2 protein-coding genes are annotated in these 1,025 nt (G+C 31.9%); both read right to left on the reverse strand.

Annotated features, from left to right (window positions below; all coding sequences use genetic code 11):
- A partial coding sequence (locus PAN06_RS14355; protein WP_269796670.1) for a YSIRK-type signal peptide-containing protein occupies positions 1–253 on the reverse strand: 253 nt, incomplete at its 3' end.
- 596 nt (positions 254–849) lie between these two features.
- Positions 850–1,011, reverse strand: a complete 162-nt coding sequence (locus PAN06_RS14360) for an LPXTG cell wall anchor domain-containing protein (RefSeq protein ID WP_269796671.1) — start codon at positions 1,009–1,011, stop codon at positions 850–852.
- Positions 1,012–1,025: the final 14 nt, after the last annotated feature.

Consider the following 1,025-nt stretch of genomic DNA (forward strand, 5'->3'; position numbering starts at 1 on the left):
GTTTAGCTTCCGCTACTTTAGTTTCTGGCTTAACGGCTTCCTTCTCTTTATTAGGATCCGCTTGATTTGCTGGCGCAGTAGTTGCTGCTACTGATGCTTCAGCACCTTGAACTTCCGTTGCTGATACCGCACCACTTCCAAGGAACATCAATCCAGCTGCAATCGCTACTGACGCTGCTCCAAAGCTATATTTCCGGATACCATAACGGATGTACTTTTCTACTCTAAAATCTTGTTGTTGCTTGCCTTTCATCGAGACTAACAACCTCCTTTTGTTTTATATCATGTTCATAGATATAGTAAAAATTAAATCTCCTTCATTTCATTCATAAACAAAGGAATTCTTCCGTATACTACTTTTCTTCCGAAACATGTATATTCATTCTATCATACTAGCTGTCAATATTCAATTTATTTGCTTGAAAATAACATAAAAATTTCAATTTTTATCTATGTCCTTATCTAAAAAATAGTAAAAATTGTCTGAATTATATAAAAAAATCTACATTTTTAACTTTTTCCACTATTTTTTGACATTTCAACATATTTTCGAATCCGCTTTCGTTGTATAAATTTATATTATTTTGAATTAAATTTCGTTTTGTATATTTTGTTTTTTATATATTTATTAATTAAATCCGTTTGATTTTTTTCATAAATCTTTTATCATCTGTATTTTAATATTTAAAAGTATATTGAATGCCAATTTCAGCTAAATTCATTTAGAATTTCTGATTTAGCTGTTAAAAATTCGCATTTAAAGTTGGCTAAGAGCTAAAAAACCGATGAAATAAATCATCGGTTTTCTAGTCAATAGCAACTAAACTAGCAAATTATCAATTAGAAAGCTTAGTCTTCTTTTTTCTTGCTTGCCACAAGACCAAATCCACTCAAGACTCCAAGAAGTCCAAGAGCTGCTAGGCTAGAGTGATCTTCTGTACCAGTATTAGGCAATTCCTTAGCTGGTTTAGCTGGAGCTGGTTTTGATGGTTTCGCAGGTTCTGGTTTCACAGAAGGAATAATTT

This window comes from Streptococcus sp. SM3 (genome assembly GCF_027497875.1).